The organism is Streptomyces sp. B93, from assembly GCF_018070565.1.
In the GTDB taxonomy this organism is placed as follows: domain Bacteria; phylum Actinomycetota; class Actinomycetes; order Streptomycetales; family Streptomycetaceae; genus Streptomyces.
This window is the reverse complement of sequence record NZ_JAGPXL010000008.1, coordinates 230,211-253,403: the sequence shown is the minus strand read 5'-3', so window position 1 is coordinate 253,403 and position 23,193 is coordinate 230,211. Positions and strand designations below refer to the sequence as shown.

Genomic DNA, 23,193 nt, shown 5'->3' with positions numbered 1-23,193 from the left:
GGTGGGGGTGGTCTGGGGGGTGCGCGGGAGAGAGCTGGGAGGTGGGTGGGGGTGGTCGCGGGGCGCGCGGAACGGGTTCAGGAGGTGCGCGGGCGTGATCCGGGGATGCGCGGGAAGGCGGCGTCCCGCTCAGCGGTGTAGTCGGCGGACCTTCGCGGCTCGGCAGGTCGCGGTCGGGTTGGGCCATGCACCCCTGGGGCCGGGTTGGCCCTGCACCCCTCGGACCGGGTTTGGGCCTGCACCCCTGGGGCCGGGCGGCCCCCGCCGCCCTGACCGGCTCGCGCAGCAGCGCGGGGCTCCTGCCGGGCCGGCCGATCACAGGCCAACCGGACCGGCGCGTCCGTATGGCTACACCACTCGGCGGGACGCCACCCGCGGGAAGGGCTCGGGAGGGGTCCGGGGGTGACGTGGGAGGCGTGCGGGAGCGGCTCGGAAGGGCCCCGGGAAGGGCGGGGTTGTCTGCGAGACGCGCGGGAGGGCCCGGGAGGCGCGCAGGAGCGCGGGAGGCACGCGGGAGTCGCTAAGGAGGGCCCGGGAGGCGCCCGGAAGGGACCGCGCTCCGGCTCAGGAGCCGTGGGGAGCTATCCGGCCCACCGGGCCGGAGCCGCCGTTCCCGGAGTGCGTGGCCAGCCATGCGCCCCGGAGCAGCGCCCAGGACACCAGTGAGGCGACCACGGGGACGCCGAACAGCATGGTCAGTCCGGCGCCGATGTTGGCGCCGACGACCCCGGCGGTGAGCACCCGGTAGCCGACGCCGATGACGAGCCCGGTCACCATCAGCGGGGCGAGCACCTGCCACCAGCGCGGGTCGAGGCGGCCGGTGCGGGTGGCCCGCAGCAGGAGGGCCAGGGCGAGGCCGCCGAGGAGCAGGGCGGCGGCCCCCACGAGGGCGGCGGTGCCGTCGGAGACGCCGGGCGGCTGGTAGGCGTAGTCGAGTTCGGCGGGCGCGAAGCCCTCGGCGTCCTGCTGGCCCATCAGGCCCCAGGCGGCGACCGGTACGGCGGCCACGAGCGCGGTGGCGGCGGTGAGAAGCGTTCCCCGATTCGTCATGAGTCCAGGGTGCCCGCGCCCCGGCCACCCCCACATGAGCGGACGTACTCAGCCGCTACTCAACCGCCGCCCCAGCCGCCTCCTCAGCGTCCTCAGCCGACCGCCCCGGTCGCCGCTCGACCGCCGCCTCAGTCGCCTCCTCAGCGTCCTCAGCCGACCGCCCCGGTCGCCGCTCGACCGCCGCCTCAGTCGCCACCCGCCACACCCGCCGCACCCGCCACCCGCCACCCAACCCCGGCCGTCGGCTACTCCGCCCCGTCCCCGTCCGCCAGCCACCGCGCCACCGCCGCCGAGATCGGCAGCCCGCTCTCCAGTTCGACGAAGCCGAACTGCCCGCCCTGGTTGCACTCCAGGAACCACCAGGTCCCGTCGAGGTCCTCGGCGAAGTCGAAGGCGGCGTAGGCGAGCCCGGCCCGGGTGACGTACTCGCGCACCGACGCCTGGATGCGTTCCGGCGCGGTGACCGGCTCCCAGAGGTGCCCGGTGTCGCCGTAGCGGCCGTCGATCTGGTCGGGTTCGGCGGTCTTGCGCGCGGCGAACAGCCGGGTGCCGACGCTGGTCAGCCGGATGTCGGCACGCTTGGGTATGTACCGCTGGAGCAGCGCCGGACCGGCCGCCACGGCGGCGAAGTCGGCGTCGGGGCCGATGAGGGTGGTCGGCAGCATCAGCTCGGGTCCCGGTCCGCCGCGCGGGGGACCGGAGGCGGCCTTCACCACCACTTCCCGGTGCTGCTCGGCGAACTCCCGGGCCATGTGCGGTGCGGTGGTGAAGACGGTCGGCGGTACGGCGAACCCACTGTGGTGGGCGACGCGCAACTGCCAGGGCTTGAGACGCGCCTGTTCGGCGCTGCGCGGATGGTTCATCCAGCGCGCGGGGGAGGAGTGCAGCATGCCGAAGAGCGCCTGCCGGGTCTCGGCGGTCAGCCAGGGCGACGCGTGCGCGGCGTGCGCGGCGGGTTCCCCGGGTCTGCGCATCCAGACGGACCGCAGGGCGTGGACGCACACGGTGCGGCCGTGCACCGACAGGTCCCCGTGGACGTCGCCGTCGCGGTACTCGACGGAGAGCGTCGCCTTGCCCGGCAGGTCGGCCGGGTCCAGCCGGAGGACGGAGGTGCCCGTGGCGTGCAGCCGGGCCACCACCATGTCGGCGGTCACGTCCTCGTCGGACGTGAGGATCAGTACGGTCATTCGGTTACGGAGCGTCAGTCGTCGAAGTGCGTCTGCGAACCGGCGGTGGACGTCGTCGTCCCGGCCGTGAGCAGCAGCTCGGTGTCGCTGATCGCGGGACGGCCGTCGGGCAGCACGTTGAGCTGTCGTGCCGCGTCGAACCGGTACGGCGCGACCGTGTCCGTGGGCTTTCCGAGGGAGGCGTACTGGAGGGCGAACGGCCGCACGGGAGACCTCCATGGGGTCTGCTGGAACTGCTCGGTGTGCATCACATCTGCATCAACTGCACCACGAGTGCTCATGATTCCCACATCTCACACATCGAGCCGGGCGTGGAAAGTGTCACCGCGAGGGTTGACGTGTCCCTGACCCGATGGCTTTATGGGAGCGCTCCCACGGGTCGCTCTCATCGAACCCGTCGAACCGTCGCACTGCCTTCCCGACCCCCACTCCCTGGAGCAGCGATGAGCACACGAAGGAGCAAGATCCCAGCCGGCGCCCGGCCCGCGGACCTCGGCACCCGGCGTATGAACCTCGGCGCCCGGCCCGCAGACCTCGGCACCCGGCGTATGGACCGGCGCACGCGGAAGAGCGCACTCCCCCTCCCCGCGACCCTGCTGACCGCCCTCACGGCCCTGCTCGGTCTCCTCGTCGGCGCCCTCGCCCCCGCCGTCCACGCCGCCGAGCCCCCGGGCGCCGGGGCCGCCGCCACCGGCCTGCACATCGCCGACGGCCGTCTGCTCGAAGGCAACGGCAACGATTTCGTGATGCGCGGCGTCAACCACGCCCACACCTGGTACCCCGGCGAGACCCAGTCCCTGGCCGACGTGAAGGCGCTCGGCGCGAACACCGTCCGGGTCGTGCTGTCCAACGGCCACCGCTGGACCCGCAACAGCGCCTCCGACGTCGCCGCCGTGGTCGCCGACTGCAAGGCCAACCGGCTGATCTGCGTACTGGAGGTGCACGACACCACCGGCTACGGCGAGGAGGCCGCCGCCGGCACGCTGGACGGGGCGGCCGACTACTGGATCTCCCTCAAGGGCGTCCTCGACGGCGAAGAGGACTACGTCATCATCAACATCGGCAACGAGCCCTGGGGCAACACCGACCCGGCGGGCTGGACAGCCCCCACCATCGCCGCCGTACAGAAGCTGCGCGGCGCCGGTTTCCAGCACACGATCATGGTCGACGCGCCCAACTGGGGCCAGGACTGGCAGGGCGTCATGCGCGCCAACGCGCAGACCGTGTACGACGCCGACACCACCGGCAACCTGATCTTCTCGATCCACATGTACAGCGTCTTCGACACCGCCCAGGAGATCACCGACTACCTGGGCGCCTTCGTCGCCGCCCGACTGCCCATTCTCATCGGCGAGTTCGGCGGCCCGGCCGACCAGTGGGGCGACCCCGACGAGGACACCATGATGGCCGCGGCCGAACAGCTCGACCTCGGCTACCTCGCCTGGTCCTGGAGCGGCAACACCGACCCGATTCTCGACCTCGCCGTCGACTTCGACCCGAGCCGCCTCAGCAGCTGGGGCGAGCGCATCTTCCACGGCCCGAACGGCATCGCCCAGACGTCGGAGGAAGCCACGGTCTACGGCACCGGCAACCCCGGCGACACCCAGGCCCCCACCGCCCCCGGCACCCCGTCGGCCTCCGCGGTGACGGCCACCTCGGCGACGCTGAGCTGGGCCGCGTCGACGGACAACGTTGCCGTGACCGCCTACGACGTGGTCCGCGTCGGCGCGGGCACCGAGACCGCCCTGGCCTCCTCCGCCACCCCCACGGTCACCCTCACCGGTCTCACCCCGGCCACGGCCTACACCCTGGCCGTCTACGCCCGGGACGCGGCGGGCAACCGCTCCCCCCGCTCGGCCACGGTCACCGTCACCACCGGCCAGGACACCGGCAGCCCCGGCACGTCCTGCGCCGTCACCTACCGCGTGGTCAACGAGTGGCCCGGCGGCTTTCAGGCCGACCTCACCGTCCGCAACACCGGCACGGCCGCGCTGAGCGGCTGGACCCTCGCCTTCGCCTTCCCCGACTCCCAGACCATCAGCAACATGTGGGGCGGCACCCCCGCTCAGTCCGGCGCGACGGTGACCGTCACACCCGCCGCCTACACGGCGACGATCCCGGCAGGCTCGGCCGTCACCCTCGGCTTCACCGGTACCCGCACCACCGCCAACGGCTCCCCGGCCACGTTCACCCTCAACGGCACGACCTGCACCGCGAGCTGACGCTCAGGGGCCGTCACCCTGTCCCGGGATGCGGGCACGGCACCGCTCAACGGAGTCAGGCCAGCCCGATCGGGCTGACCTGAACGAACAGGACAGGGGGCGGCCTCCGGGCGCCGCCGCTCACGCCGCCGTGGGCAGGAGGCGTGTTCGTGCTCAGGGCGCCGCCCGGTCCGCCGCCCGTTCGCGGGGCCCCGCCGCCGCCGCGACGACCGCCAGGACGACCAGCGCCGCCAGGACGACGCCGAGCACCAGCGCGACCACGGCGATCGTGGGCCGGTTCCACAGCAGCAGCGCCAGCGCCCCGGCCGCCAGGACGCCCCCGGTGGTCCACGCCCGGTGACCGGCCAGCCAGCGCCCGGTGGCCCCGGTGGGCGCCCCGGCACGGTTCAGCGCGCGGCCCGCGGCCGTCGTGCCCCGGTCCGCGGTCCGGCGCAGGGCGCGCGCGGGGCGGCCCGGGCCGAACAGGTACGCCGCCAGCGCCGTGATCACCGAGAGGACCAGCAGCGTGCGGGTGGTGTCGCGCAGGAAGCGGAGGAAGGTGTCGTAGATGACCGCGGCCGCGTCACCGGGCAGCACCGTGGGCGGCACCGAGTCCAGGTAGACGCGTCTGGCGACGGCCAGCGCCACCAGCAGCACGACCATCATCACGCCGACACCCGCCGCGGTGATCACCAGCATCACCCGGTGCGCCGGAGCGATCCACACGGCGAGCGCCGCCAGCACGACGGTCGCGACGGGCAGCCAGGCACCGAGGACGTCCAGCAGCCGCACCCCGTCCTGCGCCTGGCTCAGCTCCTCGGCGTGGAACAGCGTGACCGTCCGGTCGGTGTCCGGGATGGCGGCCGCCTGGTCGAAGCCCGCGGCGACGAGCCGTTTGCGCACCTCGTCCACGACCACGCCGAGGTCCAGCCGTACGGCCCCGTCCTCGGCGCGCACGGCCCCCTCGCCGTGGCCGGTGAGCATGGCGATCACCGCGGCGTGCGAACGCCGGTTGGCGTCCTCCCACGCCTCCTGGAACACCTGGCTGGTGACCACCCGGGTGACGGTCCGGTCGACGACGGTCCGGACGGCGCTGCGCAGCGGACCCGTGAGGGCCTCCGCCCCCTCCACGACCCTGGGCGGCGCCCCGGCGTCCCGGAGGGCCCGGGTGAGCGCGTCGGTCACCGCCTCGACGTTCACGTGCTCCACGACCCGGTCCGTGAGCCGGTTGATCACGACGTCCTGCACGGCGGGCTCGGAGGCCAGCGGCGCCACGGTCTCGACGTACCGGTCGGTGTCGGTGACCGTCTCCTGGACCCAGGCCGCGACGACGGCCAGCGGCGCGAGCAGCAGGGCCAGCACGAGGAGGACCGAGGAGCCCGCCTGGCGCAGTCGCCGGTGCCGTACCGTCGCGTGCCGCCGCAGGCGTTCGTACTCCGCCCGCTCGTCGGCGGTCATCATGTGGACCCGGTCCGGGTCTTTGCCGGGGTCCGGTGGACCGGGGGTCGCGTCCGGGGGCACGGGCGGGGTCACGGGCGGTCCCGGGCGCCCGTCAGGCCCGCCCTGCGGAGCGCGGTCCGCCAGGCGAGGGCGACGATCGCCTCGGCCACGCCGAGCAGCACGAGCCACAGGCCGAGCAGCCGGGTCAGGGCGAGCGCCGACTCCAGGGGCAGGGCGAGCACCACGATCCCGGCCACGATGCCGAGCGCCGCGGCCCCCATGACGACGCCGCGGTGCGGCAGGTAGAGGTCCCTGGCGGCGACGGCGGTGTAGAGGGTGAGGATGCCGGACACCAGCCAGACCACGCCGACGATGAGTGAGAGCGCGGCGACGGTCTGGAGCGGGTTGCGCAGGCACAGCACCCCGGCGAGGACGTAGAGCACGGCCAGCAGCAGTCCGGGGAGCCGTTCGCCTGGCTCGTCGCGGCCGAAGACGGCCACGAACCGGAACGCCCCGGTGACCAGCAGGTACAGGCCGACGAGGACGGCGAGCACATGCAGGGTGCCGTCCGGCCAGACCAGTACCAGGATGCCCGGCACCAGTGTCGCGACGGCCGAGCCGAGGAGCCAGGTCCAGGAACGGCCGAGGCGGGCGAGCGCGGAGGCGGCGGATTCGGGGTCGTACCCGGCGGGTCCGGGCCTGCGTTCGGGCCTGGGTTCGGGTTCGTGTTCCCGTCCGGTGTGCGGTGCCGGACCACGCGGCATGGTCATGGGTTCTCCTCGCGTGATCGAGCGTGAGAGGGCGAATGGACCCAGGTCCGTGGACCGGGCGCAGGTCCAGAGTCACGCGGGGGCCGGGCGCTGGGGTCACCCACCACGGGTGATCCGTCGCCGTCGTCGGCGCGGTGGGCTGGAACCCCGCAGACGCCGAGACGAGCGGACCGACCATGACCGTCCCCAGTGCTTTCACCGCGTCCCTGACACCCGCCGAGCGCGTGGCGTACGGCAGGGGAGCGCGCCGGCGGGCGCCGCGTTCGAGCCACGGCTGGTACGAGACCGCGGAGCAGCGGTTCGACCCCGTGGACGTGATCGAGGCCCAGTCGGCCGATCGCGTACCGGAGCTGGTGCCGATCCGGTACGGCCGCATGCTGGAGTCGCCGTTCCGCTTCTACCGCGGCGCCGCCGCGATCATGGCGGCGGACCTGGCGCCGCTGCCCGGCACCGGCCTCCAGGTGCAGCTCTGCGGGGACGCCCACCCGCTGAACTTCCGGCTGCTGGCCTCCCCGGAGCGCCGTCTGGTCTTCGACATCAACGACTTCGACGAGACCCTGCCGGGCCCGTTCGAGTGGGACGTGAAGCGGCTGGCCGCCGGTCTGGTGACCGCGGCCCGCGCGAACGGCTTCCCGGTCCGGGAGCAGAACCGCATCGTGCGGACCTGCGTACGGGCGTACCGGGAGCGGATGCGTGAGCTGTCGGCCATGGGCACCCTGGACGTCTGGTACGCGCAGGACGACGTCGCCGGGCTGCGGCAGCTGCTGGCGTCCTCGATGGACGAGGACGCCAGGCACCGTGTCTCCCGGGCGGCGGAGCGGGCCCGTACGCGCACCCATCTCAAGGCCTACGCCAAGCTCACCCGGGTCACGGCCGACGGGCGGCGCATCACCCCTGACCCGCCGCTGGTCACGCCGCTCGACCGGCTGCGGTCCGACCCGTCCGAGGCCGACCGGGAGCGGGAGCTGCGCGGCCTGGTGGGCGGTTACGCGCGCACCCTGCCGTCGGAACGCAGGCACCTGCTGCGGCACTACCGGCTGGTGGACATCGCCCGCAAGGTGGTCGGCGTCGGCAGTGTCGGCACCCGCTGCTGGATCCTGCTGCTGCTCGGCCGCGACGACGACGATCCGCTGCTGTTGCAGGCCAAGGAGGCCCAGGAGTCGGTGCTGGCCGCGCACACCGGAGGCGACCGCTACGACAACCAGGGCCGCCGGGTGGTGTCCGGACAGCGCCTGATCCAGACGACCAGCGACATCTTCCTGGGCTGGACCCATGTCACCGGCCTCGACGGGCAGCCCCGCGACTTCTACGTCCGCCAGCTGTGGGACTGGAAGGGCATCGCCCGCCCGGAGACCATGGGGCCGGAGCTGCTCGCCCTGTTCGGCCGGTTGTGCGGGGCGTGCCTCGCGCGCGCCCACGCCCGCTCCGGCGATCCCCTCGCCATCGCCGCCTACCTGGGCGGCAGCGACCGCTTCGACCGCGCGCTCACCGAGTTCGCCCAGTCCTACGCCGACCAGAACGAGCGTGACTTCGAGGCGCTGGGGGCGGCGCACCGCTCGGGCCGGATCAGGGCTGAGCGGCGCTGAGGCGCGGGGTGGCCGGGTGGGGGGGGCGTGGTCATTCCTTGAGGGCGATCTTGAGGCCGATGATCAGCAGGCCCAGCAGCAGGTTGACGGACGCGGTGGCGGCCAGCAGCCGCCGGGAGGCACCGGCGCTGACGGCCGCGGCCACGGACCAGCCGACCTGACCGGCGACGGCGACGGACAGCGCCAGCCAGAGGGCACCGGACACGTCGAGACCGAGGAGCGGGCTGACGGCGACGGCGACGGCGGGCGGGACGGCGGCCTTGAAGATGGGCCACTCCTCGCGGCACACGTGCAGCACGACCCGGCGGTCCAGGCCCTCCTTCGCCAGCCGTGCCCCGAACAGGTTGGCGTGCACATGTGCGATCCAGAACAGCAGCCCGGTGAGCAACAGCAGCAGCACCAGCTCCGTGCGCGGGAACTCGCCCAGTGACCCGGCGCCGAGGACCACGGACGCCGCGAGCAGGGATCCGTAGACGCCGCCGGTGTAGTCCGCCGCCCGGGTGCGGCGTTCGGCCTGGGTGCGGCGTTCGGCCCGGGTCGGACGCCTGGCCCGGGTCCGGGGGTCGTCGCTGGGGGTCGACACGGGGGGCTCCCTTCGGACGTTGGCTCAGTGCTCCGGTTCCGGCTCCGGTTCCGGCTCCGGCTCCCGTTCCTGTTCCCGTTCCGGTTCCTCCCGGCCGGTCGGCAGGTGCCGGGTGACCAGGAAGCTGGCGAGCACGACGCCGCCGGTGGCGAGGATCGCCGCCTTGAGGCCGTCCAGCTGCGCGTCGGCGTAGGAGTCCGTGAGGGCGTCGACCTGCGGCGGCGGCAGCCCTTCGCGCTCCGCCGCCGAGCGCACCTGGTCGGTGGGGACGAAGGAGACCCCGGCCTGGAGGGAGACGCCGACGGCGTCGCGGGTCTCCTGCGACAGCTGCGGGTCGTCCGCCACCTGGCTGGTGAAGGCCTGCACCAGCGCGCCGATGAGGATCGACCCGATCAGGGCGGTGCCCAGCGCCGAGCCCAGGTTCTGCGCGGTGAACTGGAGCCCTCCGGCCTCGCTGCGTTCCGCCTGGCCGACGCCGGACTGGACGACGTTGCCGAGCTGCGAGGCGAGCAGGCCGACGCCCACGCCCAGCACGGCCATGGCCCCGGCGAACTGCCCGTCGTCGAAGACGGGGTCGATGGTCGCCAGCAGCCACACCACGGCCCCGACCAGGATCAGCAGGGCCAGCCGCACCACCCGCCGCGGCCCCGCGACCCGCCCCAGCGCGGACCCGCACAGGGAGGTCACCAGCATCGTCGCGGACACCGGCAGCAGCCGCAGCCCCGTCTCGAAGGCGTCGAACCCCTGCACGACCTGCAAGTACAGCGGGATGGTGAAGAACAGTCCGAGGAGGATGAGGTTCTGGCTCAGCAGGGTCGCCAGGCCGGACCGCAGCACGGGCCGTCGTAGCAGGGACAGATGGACGAGGGGGTCGGCGCCCGCGGTCTCCCGCCGCCGCTCCCACCAACGGAAGACGGCCAGGACGGCCACGCCCGCGCCGATGACGAACAGCGTCGGCGCGAAGCCGAGCACCGTGAAGGGCGGGTTGCGCGGCTGCACCCACCCCCAGCTGCTGCTCTGGAGCACCCCGAGCACGCCCAGCGCCAGCCCGGTCGCGGAGAGCAGCGCGCCGACCCCGTCCAGCCGGGGGCGCGTCCCGGCGGGTGCGGCAGCCGCGACGACCCGGCGGCCCAGCAGGATGCCCACGACGACCACGACCTCACCGGCGAAGACCAGCCGCCAGGTCAGATACGTCGTCACCCAGCCGCCCAGCAGCGGACCGACCGCGATCCCGGCACCGGCGAGCCCGCCGATCACCGCGTAGGCGACGGCGCGGTCCCGTCCGCGGTACGACTCCGCGACGAGGGCGGCCATGGCGGGCAGCACCAGGGCCGCGCCCAGCCCTTCGATGACGGACCAGCCCAGCGCGAGCACCCACAGGGTGGGCGCCGAGGCGGTGAGGGCCGATCCGACGCCGTAGACGACCAGCCCCAGCGTGAACACGCGGCGGCGCCCCAGGATGTCCCCGAACCTCCCGCCGATGATCATGAAGGCGGCCATCACCAGCGCGTACAGGGTGATCACGGCCTGGATGGCGGTGACCTCCGTGTCGAAGTCCTCGACCAGCTGGCTGATGGACACGTTCATGACGGAGGTGTCCAGCACCATCAGGAACTGGGCCGTACCGAGGACGATCAGGGCCCGCCAGTGCTTCACGCTGTCACCTCCGGCGCCACGCGGCGTGCACCCAACATGGCCGGACGGGACGGACTCCCGCCTCCCCCGCCACGGGTGACCGCGGGCTCTCGGGAGCCCCGGGGCTCCTGAAGGCTTGGCGTGGCTCCCCGCGCGTGCGCCCGCGGATGCCCCGCGGATGCAGCGTCCCGTCGCCCGGAGCACGCTGGAGACACATCCGCGCGGAGCCGCGTCGGCGCCACCACACCGCCGGGAAGCCGACCCCGGGGCGGAGGCGGGAGGACGACCCTATGAAACACAGCGCCGATCTACGGCTGGTGGACGAGACAGCGGTCCCGATGCTCGACGCCCTGTTCGAGCAGTCACCGATCGGGCTGCACCTGCTGGACACCGAGCTGCGGGTGGTGCGGATCAACCCGACGACACCCGGGGCCAAGGGCATGCCCGTGGACCAGCTGCTGGGACGCCCCGCCCGCGAGGTCTACGACATGATCGAGGACGAGGACGTCGAGGCGCTCCTCACCCGCGTCCTGGAGACCGGCGAACCCCTGCGGGAGTACGTCCTGCGGGCCCGCCTCGACGGGGACCCGCGGCACTTCGAGGCGACGGTGCTCAGGCTGCGCGGCCCGCGCGGCAGGGTGCTCGGCCTGGCGGTCGCCGTGACCGACGTCACCGAACGCGAGCGGTCCAGGACCCGGTCCCGGGTCCTGGACGCCGTACGGGCGGGCGTGGGCCGCACCCTGGACCCGACGCTGACCGGCGAGGAGTTCGTGACCGCGGTGGTGCCCGCGTTCGCCGACGCCGCGATCGTGGAGGTCGTGGACGCGGTCATCCGTGGCGACGACCCGCCGCTGGCTCCCCTGCCGCCGGGCACCCCGCTGATGCGCACCGCCTACCGCAGCGGCAGCGCCACCGCACCGCGGGCCCACCAGGTCGGCGACGTGCACAGCGTGCCGGGCCCCACGCCCTTCACCCAGGCCCTCACCGACCTGCGCCCACGCGTGGTGCCGCTGGACCCCGCCGCCCCCTGGCTGTCCGCCGACCCGGCACGAGCCCAGGCGATCATGGCGTCGCGGGCCCACTCCCTGCTCGTCGTACCCCTGACGCTGCGTGACACCGCCATCGGCCTGATCAGCCTCTACCGCGCCGGACCGGCTCCCGCCTTCGACGCCGGCGACCAGGAACTCGCGGTCGAACTCGCCGCCCACACGGCCCTCTGCGTCGACAACGCCCGCCGCTACACCCGCGAGCACACCGTCGCCGCGACCGTGCAGCGCCAGCTGCTGCCCCGCAGCCCCGAGACGCACACCTCCCTGGAGGCCGCCTACCTCTCCGTCACCGGCGTCGACCCTGGAGCCTGGTACGACACCATCGCCCTGTCCAGCGCCCGTACCGCCCTCGTCGTCGGCACGGTGGCCGGGCGCGCGCTGAACGCCGCCGCGGCCATGGGCCAGCTGCGCACCGCCGTACGCTCCCTGGCGGCGTTCGACCTGCCCCCCGACGAACTCCTGGCCCGCCTCCACGACACCGCCGGACAACTGGCCGCGGAACGCGCGAACCTGCCCCTCGGCGACCCGTTGCGCCGCGAGGCCCTCAGCGCCGACTGCGTGTACGCCGTCCACGACCCGTTGACCGGCACCTGCACCCTCGCCACGGCCGGCCGCCTCGCCCCCGTCCTGGTACATCCCGACGGCACCGTGACCGTCCCCGCCGCCCCCGCGGGCCCCCGCCTGGGCACCCCACGGGACGCCCCCTTCGCGGCCACGGAGGTCGAAGTCCCCGAGGGCAGCGTCCTCATCTTCACGAGCACCCCCCTCCTCACCTCGTACCTCTCCGCAACCTCAACCCCCCTCCCCACATCCCCCGACCGCCCCCTCCAGGACCTCTGCGACGCCCTCGTCTACGCCCTCCCCCCGGACCTCGGCATCGGTGACGCGGCCGTCATCGTCGCCCGCGCCCGCCCCTTCCCCTCCGAACGCTGCGTCTCCTGGCAACTGGCCCCGGACCCCACCTCGGTGGCCACCGCCCGCCACCGCACCGCCGCCCAGCTCACCGCCTGGCACATCGACGACGACACCTCCCACGAAACCCAACTCATCGTCAGCGAACTGGTCACCAACGCCATCCGCTACGGCAGCCCCCCTCTCGAACTCCGCCTCATCCACGACCGCACCCTCACCTGCGAAGTCCGCGACAACGGCGACGCGGCCCCCCACCTCCACCACGCCGGCACCGCCGAGGAGGGCGGCCGAGGCCTCTTCATCACCTCCCAACTGGCAGCAGCCTGGGGCACCCGCTACAGCTCCCCCGGCAAGACAATCTGGACAGAACAAACACTGCCGGACCACTGAAGGCAGGCTGCCCTGTGCCACCAGGTAGCACCCAGTGCTACCTTGGCCAGTATGAGCATTCAGCCCGAAATCACCCAAAGGGACCTGCGCAGCCGGTCCCGAGAGATTATGGATGCCATACAGGGCGGTCAGTCGTTCACCGTCACCCGCGACGGACACCCGATCGGCCAGCTCGTCCCGCTGCGCCGACGCCGTCGGTTCGTCTCCCGCCAGGAGTTCGCCGCGATGTCCAGGACCGCCCCCGGCATCGACCTCGACAGGTTCCGCGCCGATCAGGACGCCACGGCCGACACCTACGCGGACGATCCCTATGACCGCTGACCGCCCAACCCATCAGCAGGGCCTCCTCGACACCAACATCATGATTCTGCGCCGCTGGGTGGCCCCCGAGGAGCTACCGGATGAAATGGCGATCACCGCCATCACCCTGGCCGAGTTATCCGCCGGCCCGCACGAGGTCCGTCGCAACGACGAACAGACCAGCTACGACGAACACGCCGAACGCGCCCGCAGGCTCGACGTCCTGCAACGCGCCGAGAACGAGTTCGACCCCATCCCCTTCGACGCCGAGGCGGCCCGGATCTACGGCCGTATCTGCGCCGCGGTGATCAGCGCCGGCCGCAAGCCACGCCGCCGGGTGGCAGACCTGATGATCGCCGCCATCGCCGTGGCCGAGGACCTCCCCCTCTTCACCACCAACCCCGACGACTTCAGAGGCCTGGACGCCCTCCTCACCGTCGTACTGGTCACCCGCCCGAGGGCGCCCCAGGAAGGCTGACGGAAGGACACTGGTACGGCGGGGGTGATGTTGATTGTGTCCGCGCGGTACACGACATCGTCCGGGCGGCGAGTGGTGAGCGGGACATCCTGAAGCCGGACGTCAAAGTCCGTGTCGGCGCTCCACTCCGCGCCCGCGACGGCATCCAGGGCATTCACCACAATCCGGGCCAGCCGGTTGTGCCGCTTGGATGCACTCGGACTCACGACGGCCATCCCGTCAACGATCTCGATGCCGGCGCACTGCCCCTCGGACCAGGACTCGTACTCCTCCGCCGTGATCTGCTCGTGCATCCATGCCGGGGCCACTATTTCGGCCGTCATGAAGCACCTCCCGGTCACTGCACTGCGGGCCCGACGGAGCGGACAGTGCCCTCTCGTGCGACCTCCAGCTCCACACTCCACCACCACTGGACCAACTCAACCAGGTAACACCGAACCCGCAGGCCGCGATCGGTCCGCGCCCGGCTGCGGGGCGGATGACGAGTTGACCATTCGGAGCGCCCCGCCATACAGCACCAACGGCTTCCTTATCACCTTTCTTGTCAAACTGACAGGAATCGAAGTACCTTGAGTTGCATGCAAGCTGACGAGTGGTCACCCCCGCCGGTGCTGCTGACGGTTGACCTCGTGATCCTGACACTGCGTGAGGCGCAACTGTGCCTCCTGCTCGTGGAGCGGGGCGAAGATCCTTTTCAGGGCATGCTGGCTCTGCCTGGCGGATTCCTCAATCATGCTGGTGAGGAGATCTTGGACGCCGCCCACCGTGAGTTGAGTGAGGAAACCGCTCTGGCTGCTGGGCGGGTACATCTTGAACAGTTGGCCACCTACGGGGACGCAGGCCGTGATCCACGAGGACGAGTCGTTTCCGTGGCCCACTTGGCAATCGCGCCGGGACTCCCCGAACCAGTCGCGGGAACAGATGCCACGGATGCCGCGTGGGTACCCGTGGCATCCGTCCTGTCCGGTGAGGTGGAACTGGCCTTCGATCACCGCCAGATCGTTACGGACGGAATCGAACGCGCACGTACCAAGCTCGAATTCTCGGCACTGGCCACGGCATTCTGCGGAGAACTATTCACCATAGCCGAGTTGCAACAGGTGTACGAGGCGGTTTGGGGCACCGAACTCGACACTCGTAATTTCTACCGGAAAGTCCAGGCCGTAAAGGGATTCATTATCCCCGCCGGATCCGGACGTAGAACCACAGGAGGACGGCCCGCGCGGCTGTACCGGGCCGGGCCGAATACGGTGTTGTTCCCACCACTGATCCGACCTGTTCCGTCCACGACGGAAGAGGACACAAGAGAGGAAGGGAAATAGTTGTCGAAAGACCTGGTGGTGATTCTTACCGCCCTCAATCTGGAGTACCAGGCCGTGCGTCGGAAACTGGCCGATCTGCAGGTTTACCGTCATGAGCGCGGGACGCGGTTCGAGGTGGGAAATGTGCAAGGCACTTCATGTCGTGTCGCGCTCGGTCTGACGAACAAAGGGAATCATTCCGCCGCAGTGATCGCCGAGCGCGCGATACAGGAGTTTTCCCCGGTGGCCGTGTTCTTCGTGGGCGTCGCCGGTGCCCTGTGGGATACCGCCCGGCTGGGTGACGTGGTGATGGCGACGCACGTGTACGCCTACCACGGCGGAACCAGCGAGGACGACGGGCTCAAGGCCCGTCCCCGGGTGTGGGAGGCGGCGCACGGTATCAGCCAGCTCGGCTCGCATCTGGCTCGCATGAACGACTGGGCTGATGACACGCCCGGTCATGGGCGCGCGCCGCAGGTGCGCTTCGGCGCGATCGCCGCAGGCGAGGTCGTACAGAACTCGACGATCTCGACCGAGGCGCGGTGGATCCGGCAGCACTACAACGACGCGCTCGCGATCGAGATGGAGGCCGCCGGTGTGGCGCAAGCCGGTCATCTCAACGGGGCACCGGTGGCCATTATTCGGGGAATCAGCGACCGGGCGGACGGTACGAAGAGCAGTGCGAAGGACCGCAACTGGCAACCACGGGCCGCGGCGAACGCGGCGGCATTCGCCACCCGACTGGCCGTGGAACTGGTGGGAGAGCAGGAGGAGATCGCGATGTCCCTGGCAGACAGGGCCTGTACGGCCGACAGACACAAAGGGCACGTCAGCAACACTGCCCGTAACAGCACCGTTGGCATCATGGCCGGCTCAGTCAAAGAGAGCAGCGTCTACGTGAACGTGGACCCGAAGGTGACCAGCGCGGCGGACCTGGTCGCGGAACTGGACGGTTTTCGTGAGTACCTGAAGCGTCACCACGCCGAGGGAGCCCTCGACGACGACACCTACCGAGAAGCACTGGCCGAGCTGGGCATTGCCCGCCGGGCCGCAAGGGAGAACACCGCCGAATCGCCCAAGGGGGCGACCATGGCACTCAAGAGATTACGGGGCCTGATCGCAGAGGCTCCCGAGCTGGTGACCAGGCTGGCACCACTGGTTGTCGCGGCGGGTGACTTATCATGATCGACGGCAGCGGTGTCACGCACAATTGGGCCAGCCATTCCACAGTCGGAATCCAGGCCGAGACCGTACATAATTCCAACGTGTACTTCGTCCATCCTGATGCGTCGCCTCAGGAAAAGTGCAGCGTCGGTGTGCGGTTTCTTGAGGATGGCATCCCCAGCCGTGCTCGCGACATGATCAGTGACGCGATCGCCCACGGATACGACAACGCGGAGGTCCGTTTCTACTGGGTACTCGCCATGCTCAGTGGACGCGCCTACCACGACCTCAGCACCGAAGAACTCCAGCGGCTGCACCATGCCTCCGGGCTCGTACGGAATTACGCAGACGGAGAGTGGAAAGACGCTCTGCGCATCGCATTCGAACTGCTGGCGATGCTCAGTACCGCGGACGGCGAGACAAGACGCGTACTGGAGCGGTTGCGGGCCCTTTCACCTCGTCGGCGTGACGCGATTCTCCGCCACTTCGACCTCGTACTCACCGGAGGACTGAAGGACGCCCTGTGGGCCGAGAACCGCGAGCGGGCCGAGACGGATCGCTTCGCCAACGACCGGGTCAAACGGGTCTGGGCCTATTTTGAGCCCGACCCGATCGGGGCACGAGCCCTGCCGCCCCGTCCGAGTACCGCTGCTGCCGCCCGGGCAGCCCTCCCGGTCCGAGCCGGCCTGTTCGCCGTCAGCAGCGCATTCCTCTGGATACTGGCGCTGGTCGCGAATCCGGTTGCGGCAGTCATCGAGTTACTGGTGGCGCTCGGTGCGGGCCTGACCGCGGGTCACTTCGGCAGCCAATGGTGGTATCAGGAACATCAGCTGAAAGCGAAGAACCCTCAGCCCTACGTCCCGCACCCGCGCGATCCCGCTTCTCCCGTGGACGGGTTCACCAACCGTGTCCGTCATTCCTTCGACCATTACTTCAGTGTCCGGACACCCCACGGATTCGCCCCGCAGGAATGGCTCGGTTATACCGTCCACATCCGTAACAGCCTTGTCGCCGAGATCGCGCTTCTGTACCGCGAGAGCCGAATCAGCGTGGACCGGGTCAATTGGCTGATACGCTATCTCGCCGAGGATGCCCGAGAACGCCACAACAGAGGAACTCTGTTCGATCAACGCCACCAGAACCAGACGGCGGGGGTGGCGCAGGGGGTGTGCGTCATTGCCCTCATCGCTCTCGGCATCACCACACTGGCCCTGCTCGGAACAGTGGCCTCAGGTGCCGGCGAGTCGATGCTGCTGGCTGTCCTGGCCGTAGTCGGTGCGGTCTGGTCCGGACGCGCGGCCGCTTTCTCGTGGCTGGAGGCCCGAGGCGAAGAGCGCCGAATGGCCGAGGAAACCCAGGTGTACCAAGAGCAGTTGACCGCGCGACAAGTCGCGTACCAGAACTGGAAGTCGTTCCTGGACAGCACGCGACCCAGCGAGCTGGAGATGGAGACCTGGCTCACCTGTGACAAGACGCTGTTCGTCGACGAAGCACTCCGTCACCACCAGCTGACCTGGCGCGACCTGATCACCCACGCCATCCTGATGACACCCGCAAGCCCTTACAAGCGAGGGCGCGTGAAGGGCGGTCCTTGGCGATACTCGCGCTACAACTTCCGTCTTTTCCTGGTCACGCAGGACGGCGTTCGTGAAATTAGCACGGAGTTTAATTTCGCCGACGCAAGACGCGAGAAAGTGCAGCGAAGCAACTACCGGTTCGATGCGTTTTCTTCCGTGCAGGTCACGGAACGCGTCGATGTCGGCTACGACCTGGAGCTCATCCTCACCAATGGGCCGGTCAGGGATATTCGTGTCAAAGACGCCGACACCCATCAATTGGCACCCGGCGAAGATGCCGAGGAAATCGCTAAAATCAACCTCACTTCGGCGGGTTTCGCCCACACCTTCCATCTTCTGGAGGGAATCGCGGCGGACGGCAAGGGTTGGATCGAACGAAACAACCCCAACAACCTGCCGCGTTTCCGTGTTGCCGACTGAGTCTTCTGGGTGTTCAGGGCGGGCAGGGGCCGGAGCGCCGGAGACCTGCCCGCCCGCTCACCAGCCCAGTTGGGACCCGAGCTGTGGAACGGCCATGGCCGCCCCAGAAGACGTCACCGGGAGTAGACCACTGCTGGCGGAATAGGACCGCATCAAGGAGGAGCAGAAACCCGGACAGGGTTCCGCGACAACCTGATCTACTTCACCTCGCCGAACCCACCGCAGCCCTGGCGGTCACCGTTTAGAGCAGACAGGCTCCGTGCAGACACTCGCCTTGGCAGTACTGGGTTGGCAGCTGCGACGGCCCTCCGCGTGGGTCTCACTCGATGATCTCGGCCCGCACTCGAACCTGGTCGTCTAGCTTGCCGTCCTCCAGGGTCGCTCAGCGCGGCCGCGTATCCAGCCATGACCGCCTCGTGTACGACGTCGTGGAGGTCTACAGGGATCGTGTCGAAGATGCCGGAACAGACGTTCGCGGCTGCGTCGTACGCGGGCCGGTAGTACGTATCCCGGATGTCGGCGCCCAGGTGGCTGACGAGAGTGCGTACCCCTTCTCTTACGGCAAGCGGCTGATTGATGTCGCGCGCGGTCCGGGCGTCGGCCGGGCCGCGCGTGGGAGGCGGAGCGAGCCGCCTTGAAAAAGACACCAGTGAGGAAGCTGTAACTCGGTAGGAGGCTAAGCGGATGGACCAAGTGATGCGGATGTGGCATGTCGATGGTCACTGTGCAGGTGGGGACGGCGAACAATGGGCTGCTGGGGCCCTGGCCCGCGAGGTGGGTTGGGGAAGCACCGAGTGCTCGGCGAACAGGTGCTCATGGGGAGTAAGGGGGCGTCTTGTGTCTGCATGGCTGGATGGCTACAGTCTCCAGCCCGCGGCACCCAGGCGCGCCGTCATCTGCCGTCGCGACAGACCCCCGCGGCTGGAGCGCCTGCCACCAGGCAGCGCACAGTTGGTGGCACTGGTGCCGCAGCGCTGCCAGTCTCCGGGAACCGTGCCCTATCCACTTCGGACGGGGCCATTTCGTCATGCCCCCAGCGTGTCCATCAGGTGGTCATCAAGGTCAGCCACCCATTCCTCCCGACGCCACGATCGCAGCTCTCGGCGGGCCTGGCGGAGGCGTAGCGCCGGTACTCGGCCGCCCGTGCTTGACGCCGTGGTCACGCACTCATGAAGTAGAGCGGCCGCCGCTTCGGGTTCGCCGAGCCGGATTCGGGCCAGGGCCTGGTCGGTCGTGACGATCGCTCGTTGGACCTGCTCCCGGGGTGTGGACAGCGTCGCCGCTGACCGGGAGAAGCGGTCGTGCGCCCGGTCGGGGTCTCCGACGTACAGCTCGCACACGCCCTGGAAGCCCCGCAGGTGACCGGCGGAGAAGCTGGTCGGTGCAGGATCCTCCCTGTGATCGCTTTCTACGTCGTACCAGGCCAGAGCGAGCGCAGCGTCCGCCTGCTGCCGGTTCCCGGCTCGGGCGGCAAGCTCGGCCTGAAGCGCGTGCGCGCGGGCCCGGACGAGGGGACTCTCCCCGGTCCGTGCTGCATGCACTGCCCGGTCCACCAACTGCCGTGCGCCTTCAAGGCCCGGCGCCGAGTAGAGGGTGACGAGGGCGTGGCTCATGTGAATGCCAGCGCGCTGCCACGACGGCAGACGCTGTGCTTCGCGGGTGGCGTCGGCGTACAGGGCCCGCGATGTCGCGTCGTCCCGTGCCTCGAAGGCCAGCCGACCGGCCAGCGCCGAGGCGGCTACAGCGACCTCGCGTAGTCGAGGACCGAGCGGTTCGGGCACCGGCCCGGGGAGTAACCGGCGGGCTGCCTCGACGGCCGGGGCGAGCAGGAGTTGCAGGCGCACCATCGGGAGGCTGCCGACTTGGGCGTTGACGTCGGCGACGACGGACGCCAGCCCGGCTACCGCTTCCTCGGTGGTGCGCGCCGGGTCGGACAGCGCCGCAGAGAGACTGGCGTGCAAGTCAGGGGAGAGCAGCGCGAGCATGCCGCCGTCGGTGTCGGTCGCCGCGCGCAGGACGGTGGTGCGCAGTTCGGCGGTACGGTGCTCGCTCTCGCCGAGCAGACGGAGGGCGTCAACGTAGTGCGCGAAGTCGCTGCCCGGTCCGAGCGCGAGGTCGTCGGCCGGGGTGCGGGCATATAGGTGGGCAAGGAGTAGCTGGTAGCGCTCGTCCGGCATCGTCGGGCGCGCGGCCTCCCAGCGGGCGACGGACCGCTGGACGCTGGCTACGGCAGGAAGCGGTGGCTGGCGCAGGTCGTCGGCGAGCCCGGTGAGTGCGCGGGCCATCGCGCTCAAGGAGAAGCCGCGCCGCTTCCGCAGTGCCTTCAGCGCTGCCGCCCCCGCGGCCCTGTCCTCCATGGCACCCCATGGTGCGGCAGCAGGCGGCTACACGGGCACGATCAGGTGAGGTTTCCCCTGATCGCGTGTGTAGGTGAGTGTCTGCCAGGTCCCGGAGCCCAGTTGCCCGGCCCGGGGGAAGCCGATCGTCATCGTGGTGTGGTCGACCATCCACCGGTTGCGGGCATGGTAGGTGTCCGAGTTCAGTGTGTCGGCCCCGAGTTCGACGATCTCCTTGACGCGGGTGCGGACGCGGGTGATCGCCTGCCGGGCCTCGGAGGGCTGCTGGGCGACCGTACCCGGCACGACGACGGTGAGGCTCGCATCCGTGTTCCCGGCAAGCCACAGAAGGGTGAGGCTGTCGATGCCGTTGGCGCCGCCGATGTAGAAGTGCGCGTCGGCTTCGAAGGGGCCGAGCCACTCCCTGAACAGGGCCTCATACTCTGTGACTGGCCTGTGGCCGGTGCTACGGGTGCCGGTGATCGTCACCGTACGACTCAAGATCTACTCCGTGTCATAGGTTGTCATATCCCCTGGCTTACGCCCCGTTGGGATCGTCTGGGTGTGGACACCAACGACCTGCAACAGCTTGTGGGTTACCTGGAGAACCATGGGCTTCAGGTAACCGTGAACGAGGCCGAGATGCGGATGCGCGTCACCAATCCGCTCAACCATCGCCTCACCGAAGAGATTCTCGCCCTCTCCGACCGGTACGTCACCGGCTTCGACTACGAGATCGGAGTGCGGGGCGCAGAGGAGGAGTGCGCCGACCGCATCGCGCGCATTCTCGCTGTCGGACCGTTCAGGACTCGTAGGGCGGCCGGATGAAGGGCTTCGTCCCATCCGACGCTGAGGTGCCGCTGGACGTCGCCATGATGCGGACTGCCGTAAGACGCCTCATGACCGGGGACCCCGAGCTTCTTCCTCTGGAGGAGTTGAAGGACCTGGTTCTCCAGATGCGGGGGTATGCGGTCGTGTCGATCCCAGAGGTTGAGGCTGCGGCGTACCGACAGTCGGAGGACGACATTCCGCGGGCGTGTGCTCTCGCCTGCGTCGGGGAAGCCCGCAGACTCCTCCGCCAGGGGGCCTCCGATGAGACGCAGCCTGCGTATGTCGCGCATGTTCGGCGGCTCGCCCGCTCGGTGAATGCCCTGTGTGACCACCGAGAGAACCTGCGGCCGGGCTGATGGACGCGCCTGCCCCGGGCGGAACGGCCGTGGAGCGGTCGGCGGAGTGCGCGCTGGCGACCCAGCGGCCGGAGTACCGCAGCCTTCACGGTGACTGTCGCCAGACCAACGACATTCCGCTGCCCTGCAGCCGCAGGGTGCTGCTGGTGCGCCGCTGCCGCTGCGCCTGCCACTGGAAGCCCGACGACGACCCGCCCACTCCATCACAGAGGAGGGGAACGCCGTGAGGGTGTGATCGGCGGGGATGTGGCATCCATGTGGACTCCGAGCATGGAACAGGCCTCCCGTTCGAATTGAACGGGAGGCCTGTGACTCCTCTGACCTGCGATGCGGTCTGTGCGCCTTCGTGACTCGCTTGCGAACCCGAGTGCACCACTAGAACGCCTGCTCAAGCGGTCTGTAATGGCCAACGTAGCAACGGAACAGCAGGTGAGGCCGGTGGAAGATCCGGCCATAGCCAAGGAGATCCGCGAGCACAAGATCCTGTCGCCCGACGAGGTGGTAGAGCTGATCAAGGAGTATCGACGAGGGGCTACCGAGCGGGAGCTCTCTCGCCGCTACGGTGTGCACCGCCACACAGTTGACCGGCACCTGGAGCGCGCGGGTGTCGTAAAGCGCCCGATGGTCAAGATGACCCCAATCCGGGTAGCCAGAGCGAAGGAGCTGTACGAACAGGGCCTGAGCACCAATCAGATCGGGCGAAAGCTAAACGTCAGTGGAAGCACCGTATACAAGGCGCTTAAGCGTGAGGGCGTGAGAATGCGACCACCAGTGGCGTGACTAGCAGTTTGGGACGATGAAAGATCGCTCTGTTCGGGCGGTCTTTCTCGTTCGGCTGCTACGCAGCTTGGTCGTAGTCGATGCTCAACTTGCGTGAGGCTCGTTCAATCCAGTCTTCGTGACGGTCGAGCTGATGAGCTATGACTGTGCGCTCGTCACGCTCTACTTCGAGCATGCCGTGAACTTCGTCAACGCTGGATTGGAGCCGGTCAATCTTCTGGTCGACCTTCTCGAAGCGGTCGTCAAACTTCTTTTCCAGGTCATCGAAGCGCTGGTTGAAGTATTTTGCGAGCGATAGAGCGAACTCGTCGAATTTTTTATCTAACTCATCACGGTTTTGTGTTGCCATATTTCCATTATGCGCCCACCGCAACATGAAATCAAGGTAGAAAGTCAAGTCATTGACTCAATCCGATGGGAGGTTTTAAATAAGACTGGATACTCACTAAAAACCAAAGGAGGGTTACTCGATGAGTGAACAGCAACAACCAGAGGGCCAGGGCGAAGAAGCCGAAAAGAAGGTCTTTGCACCACGGATCAGCCAGGAGTTACGTGCCCAGATAGAGGCATTGAGAGGCATCACAGGGCACACGATCAACCAACTTGGCGAAGAGGCACTACGAGACTGGACCGAGAAGATACTCGGAGATCCAGAAGTCCGTAGCAAAGCTATGGCTGGAATCGAGGAACAACAACGCCAGCTTCAAGAGCAACGTGCTGCTATCGAGAAGGTGCTCGGATCGACAGCAGCGGCTTCAAACGAGGCGCCGGCGGATACAGGATCGAGTCGTGGTGGACGGAGGGGCAAAAGCTCGGAGAGTTAGTTCCTGAAACTTTCAACAACTCG

The 23,193-nt window shown here is 69.5% G+C and carries 22 protein-coding genes and 1 pseudogene; 12 read left to right on the top strand and 11 right to left on the bottom strand.

From position 1 onward, the window contains the following. Window positions 1–564: 564 nt before the first annotated feature. From KBY47_RS11115 to tgmA, 3 genes are all read right to left on the bottom strand, one after another. Window positions 565–1,050, bottom strand: a complete 486-nt coding sequence (locus KBY47_RS11115; protein ID WP_210920852.1) for a hypothetical protein — start codon at window positions 1,048–1,050, stop codon at window positions 565–567. 245 nt (window positions 1,051–1,295) lie between these two features. Then, window positions 1,296–2,237, bottom strand: a complete 942-nt coding sequence (gene tgmB / locus KBY47_RS11110; protein WP_210920851.1) for an ATP-grasp ribosomal peptide maturase — start codon at window positions 2,235–2,237, stop codon at window positions 1,296–1,298. Between the two features lie 14 nt (window positions 2,238–2,251). Then, a complete protein-coding gene (gene tgmA, locus KBY47_RS11105) occupies window positions 2,252–2,443 on the bottom strand; it encodes a putative ATP-grasp-modified RiPP (RefSeq protein ID WP_308405120.1) in 192 nt (63 codons plus the stop codon). Window positions 2,444–2,785: 342 nt separating this feature from the next. Between tgmA and KBY47_RS11100 the strand changes: the two genes are divergently transcribed. Then, entirely contained in the window at window positions 2,786–4,459 is a 1,674-nt protein-coding gene (locus KBY47_RS11100; protein WP_210920871.1) for a cellulase family glycosylhydrolase, read from the top strand. Between the two features lie 153 nt (window positions 4,460–4,612). On the opposite strand, the gene KBY47_RS11095 is transcribed toward KBY47_RS11100, so the two are convergent. Further along, window positions 4,613–5,899, bottom strand: a complete 1,287-nt coding sequence (locus tag KBY47_RS11095) for a hypothetical protein (protein ID WP_210920870.1) — start codon at window positions 5,897–5,899, stop codon at window positions 4,613–4,615. A gap of 68 nt (window positions 5,900–5,967) precedes the next feature. Beyond that, window positions 5,968–6,648 (bottom strand): HdeD family acid-resistance protein, encoded by a 681-nt coding sequence (locus KBY47_RS11090; protein ID WP_210920849.1) that lies wholly within the window; start codon window positions 6,646–6,648, stop codon window positions 5,968–5,970. A gap of 176 nt (window positions 6,649–6,824) precedes the next feature. On the opposite strand from KBY47_RS11090, the gene KBY47_RS11085 reads away from it, so the two are divergent. Continuing rightward, on the top strand, window positions 6,825–8,234 hold the full coding sequence (locus tag KBY47_RS11085) for a DUF2252 domain-containing protein (protein WP_210920848.1): 1,410 nt from the start codon (window positions 6,825–6,827) through the stop codon (window positions 8,232–8,234). Window positions 8,235–8,265: 31 nt separating this feature from the next. Here the strand turns inward: KBY47_RS11085 and KBY47_RS11080 are convergent, their stop codons facing one another. Both KBY47_RS11080 and KBY47_RS11075 read right to left on the bottom strand, forming a co-directional pair. Then, window positions 8,266–8,817 carry a hypothetical protein gene (locus KBY47_RS11080; protein WP_210920847.1) on the bottom strand — a complete coding sequence of 184 codons (552 nt, stop codon included), beginning with the start codon at window positions 8,815–8,817 and terminating at the stop codon, window positions 8,266–8,268. A gap of 24 nt (window positions 8,818–8,841) precedes the next feature. Continuing rightward, window positions 8,842–10,473 (bottom strand): MFS transporter, encoded by a 1,632-nt coding sequence (locus KBY47_RS11075; RefSeq protein WP_210920846.1) that lies wholly within the window; start codon window positions 10,471–10,473, stop codon window positions 8,842–8,844. Between the two features lie 269 nt (window positions 10,474–10,742). Here KBY47_RS11075 and KBY47_RS11070 point away from each other — a divergent pair, with 269 nt between their 5' ends. Genes KBY47_RS11070 through KBY47_RS11060 form a run of 3 tightly spaced genes read left to right on the top strand, consistent with a single transcriptional unit; the run spans window position 10,743 to window position 13,581 of the window. After that, on the top strand, window positions 10,743–12,803 hold the full coding sequence (locus tag KBY47_RS11070) for a SpoIIE family protein phosphatase (RefSeq protein WP_210920845.1): 2,061 nt from the start codon (window positions 10,743–10,745) through the stop codon (window positions 12,801–12,803). 51 nt (window positions 12,804–12,854) lie between these two features. Then, window positions 12,855–13,124: a type II toxin-antitoxin system Phd/YefM family antitoxin gene (locus tag KBY47_RS11065; RefSeq protein ID WP_210920844.1), complete on the top strand. Its 270-nt coding sequence runs from the start codon at window positions 12,855–12,857 to the stop codon at window positions 13,122–13,124. Next, window positions 13,114–13,581, top strand: coding sequence for a type II toxin-antitoxin system VapC family toxin (locus KBY47_RS11060; RefSeq protein WP_210920843.1), 468 nt, complete (start codon window positions 13,114–13,116; stop codon window positions 13,579–13,581). The genes KBY47_RS11065 and KBY47_RS11060 overlap by 11 nt, the downstream gene beginning before the upstream one ends. A gap of 11 nt (window positions 13,582–13,592) precedes the next feature. Here the strand turns inward: KBY47_RS11060 and KBY47_RS36425 are convergent. Continuing rightward, a pseudogene (locus KBY47_RS36425) lies at window positions 13,593–13,904 on the bottom strand (Uma2 family endonuclease); the annotation flags it as partial. Between the two features lie 255 nt (window positions 13,905–14,159). Between KBY47_RS36425 and KBY47_RS11055 the strand changes: the two are divergent. The 3 genes from KBY47_RS11055 to KBY47_RS11045 are packed head-to-tail and all read left to right on the top strand — an operon-like array spanning window position 14,160 to window position 18,043. Beyond that, window positions 14,160–14,903, top strand: a complete 744-nt coding sequence (locus KBY47_RS11055) for an NUDIX domain-containing protein (RefSeq protein WP_210920842.1) — start codon at window positions 14,160–14,162, stop codon at window positions 14,901–14,903. Next, entirely contained in the window at window positions 14,904–16,067 is a 1,164-nt protein-coding gene (locus tag KBY47_RS11050) for a 5'-methylthioadenosine/S-adenosylhomocysteine nucleosidase (protein ID WP_210920841.1), read from the top strand. Then, window positions 16,064–18,043, top strand: coding sequence for a hypothetical protein (locus tag KBY47_RS11045; RefSeq protein WP_210920840.1), 1,980 nt, complete (start codon window positions 16,064–16,066; stop codon window positions 18,041–18,043). Before KBY47_RS11050 ends, KBY47_RS11045 begins: the two co-directional genes overlap by 4 nt. A 1,025-nt stretch (window positions 18,044–19,068) precedes the next feature. Here KBY47_RS11045 and KBY47_RS11040 read toward each other — a convergent pair. Continuing rightward, window positions 19,069–20,400 carry a hypothetical protein gene (locus KBY47_RS11040; RefSeq protein ID WP_210920839.1) on the bottom strand — a complete coding sequence of 444 codons (1,332 nt, stop codon included), beginning with the start codon at window positions 20,398–20,400 and terminating at the stop codon, window positions 19,069–19,071. 27 nt (window positions 20,401–20,427) lie between these two features. Next, the gene (locus KBY47_RS11035) at window positions 20,428–20,868 is read right to left on the bottom strand and encodes a hypothetical protein (RefSeq protein WP_210920838.1); all 441 of its coding nucleotides are present in this window, start codon (window positions 20,866–20,868) and stop codon (window positions 20,428–20,430) included. A 75-nt stretch (window positions 20,869–20,943) separates the two neighbouring features. Between KBY47_RS11035 and KBY47_RS11030 the strand changes: the two genes are divergently transcribed. From KBY47_RS11030 to KBY47_RS11020, 3 genes are all read left to right on the top strand, one after another. After that, window positions 20,944–21,207 (top strand): hypothetical protein, encoded by a 264-nt coding sequence (locus tag KBY47_RS11030; RefSeq protein WP_210920837.1) that lies wholly within the window; start codon window positions 20,944–20,946, stop codon window positions 21,205–21,207. Then, window positions 21,204–21,566, top strand: a complete 363-nt coding sequence (locus KBY47_RS11025) for a DUF6415 family natural product biosynthesis protein (RefSeq protein ID WP_210920836.1) — start codon at window positions 21,204–21,206, stop codon at window positions 21,564–21,566. Before KBY47_RS11030 ends, KBY47_RS11025 begins: the two co-directional genes overlap by 4 nt. A 438-nt stretch (window positions 21,567–22,004) precedes the next feature. Further along, the gene (locus tag KBY47_RS11020) at window positions 22,005–22,346 is read left to right on the top strand and encodes a helix-turn-helix domain-containing protein (RefSeq protein WP_210920835.1); all 342 of its coding nucleotides are present in this window, start codon (window positions 22,005–22,007) and stop codon (window positions 22,344–22,346) included. 58 nt (window positions 22,347–22,404) lie between these two features. Here the strand turns inward: KBY47_RS11020 and KBY47_RS11015 are convergent, their stop codons facing one another. Next, window positions 22,405–22,695, bottom strand: coding sequence for a hypothetical protein (locus KBY47_RS11015; RefSeq protein ID WP_210920834.1), 291 nt, complete (start codon window positions 22,693–22,695; stop codon window positions 22,405–22,407). A 121-nt stretch (window positions 22,696–22,816) separates the two neighbouring features. Between KBY47_RS11015 and KBY47_RS11010 the strand changes: the two genes are divergently transcribed. Next, a complete protein-coding gene (locus KBY47_RS11010) occupies window positions 22,817–23,170 on the top strand; it encodes a hypothetical protein (protein WP_210920833.1) in 354 nt (117 codons plus the stop codon). Window positions 23,171–23,193: the final 23 nt, after the last annotated feature.

Excerpts from the sequence above, each read along its gene's own strand:
- KBY47_RS11065 (WP_210920844.1), top strand. The coding sequence starts at position 12,855 with ATGAGCATTCAGCCCGAAATCACCCAAAGGGACCTGCGCAGCCGGTCC.
- KBY47_RS11055 (WP_210920842.1), top strand. The coding sequence starts at position 14,160 with ATGCAAGCTGACGAGTGGTCACCCCCGCCGGTGCTGCTGACGGTTGAC.
- KBY47_RS11040 (WP_210920839.1), bottom strand. The coding sequence starts at position 20,400 with ATGGAGGACAGGGCCGCGGGGGCGGCAGCGCTGAAGGCACTGCGGAAG.
- KBY47_RS11010 (WP_210920833.1), top strand. The coding sequence starts at position 22,817 with ATGAGTGAACAGCAACAACCAGAGGGCCAGGGCGAAGAAGCCGAAAAG.
- tgmB (WP_210920851.1), bottom strand. The coding sequence starts at position 2,237 with ATGACCGTACTGATCCTCACGTCCGACGAGGACGTGACCGCCGACATG.
- KBY47_RS11060 (WP_210920843.1), top strand. The coding sequence starts at position 13,114 with ATGACCGCTGACCGCCCAACCCATCAGCAGGGCCTCCTCGACACCAAC.
- KBY47_RS11085 (WP_210920848.1), top strand. The coding sequence starts at position 6,825 with ATGACCGTCCCCAGTGCTTTCACCGCGTCCCTGACACCCGCCGAGCGC.
- KBY47_RS11100 (WP_210920871.1), top strand. The coding sequence starts at position 2,786 with ATGGACCGGCGCACGCGGAAGAGCGCACTCCCCCTCCCCGCGACCCTG.
- KBY47_RS11070 (WP_210920845.1), top strand. The coding sequence starts at position 10,743 with ATGAAACACAGCGCCGATCTACGGCTGGTGGACGAGACAGCGGTCCCG.
- KBY47_RS11045 (WP_210920840.1), top strand. The coding sequence starts at position 16,064 with ATGATCGACGGCAGCGGTGTCACGCACAATTGGGCCAGCCATTCCACA.
- KBY47_RS11115 (WP_210920852.1), bottom strand. The coding sequence starts at position 1,050 with ATGACGAATCGGGGAACGCTTCTCACCGCCGCCACCGCGCTCGTGGCC.
- KBY47_RS11090 (WP_210920849.1), bottom strand. The coding sequence starts at position 6,648 with ATGACCATGCCGCGTGGTCCGGCACCGCACACCGGACGGGAACACGAA.
- KBY47_RS11025 (WP_210920836.1), top strand. The coding sequence starts at position 21,204 with ATGAAGGGCTTCGTCCCATCCGACGCTGAGGTGCCGCTGGACGTCGCC.
- KBY47_RS11015 (WP_210920834.1), bottom strand. The coding sequence starts at position 22,695 with ATGGCAACACAAAACCGTGATGAGTTAGATAAAAAATTCGACGAGTTC.
- KBY47_RS11095 (WP_210920870.1), bottom strand. The coding sequence starts at position 5,899 with ATGATGACCGCCGACGAGCGGGCGGAGTACGAACGCCTGCGGCGGCAC.